1 protein-coding gene is annotated in these 605 nt (G+C 63.6%); it reads right to left on the reverse strand.

The genetic code is table 11. From position 1 onward, the window contains the following. A partial coding sequence (locus tag Apa02nite_RS50770) for an AAA family ATPase (protein ID WP_203831588.1) occupies positions 1 to 605 on the reverse strand: 605 nt, incomplete at both ends.

Here is a 605-nt window from a genome sequence, read left to right on the forward strand (position 1 = left end):
CGCAGCTCGTTGAAGAGGATCTGCTCGGACAGGGTGTCCTCCAGGTCGCGCTGGATCGTCCGGCGCAGCGGCCGGGCGCCCAGGACCGGGTCGAAGCCCTTCTTCGCCAGGTACTTCTTGGCGTTGTCGGTCAGCTCCAGACCCATGTCCTTGTTCTTCAGCTGCCCCTCGATCCGGGCCGTGAAGATGTCGACGATCTGCAGGATCTCCTGCTCACGCAGCTGGTGGAAGACGATCGTGTCGTCGATACGGTTCAGGAACTCCGGGCGGAAGTGCTGCTTCAGCTCGTCGTTGACCTTGACCTTCATCCGGTCGTAGTTCGACTCGACGTCCTCGGAGGCCTGGAAGCCCAGCGAGACCGCCTTCGCCACGTCCCGGGTGCCCAGGTTCGTGGTCAGGATGATCACCGTGTTCTTGAAGTCGACGATCCGGCCCTGACCGTCGGTCAGCCGGCCGTCCTCCAGGATCTGCAACAGCGTGTTGAAGACGTCCGGGTGAGCCTTCTCGATCTCGTCGAACAGCACCACGCTGAACGGCTTGCGCCGCACCTTCTCGGTCAGCTGGCCACCCTCGTCGTAACCGACGTACCCGGGAGGCGCACCGAC

The organism is Actinoplanes palleronii, assembly GCF_016862315.1.
GTDB lineage: Bacteria > Actinomycetota > Actinomycetes > Mycobacteriales > Micromonosporaceae > Actinoplanes > Actinoplanes palleronii.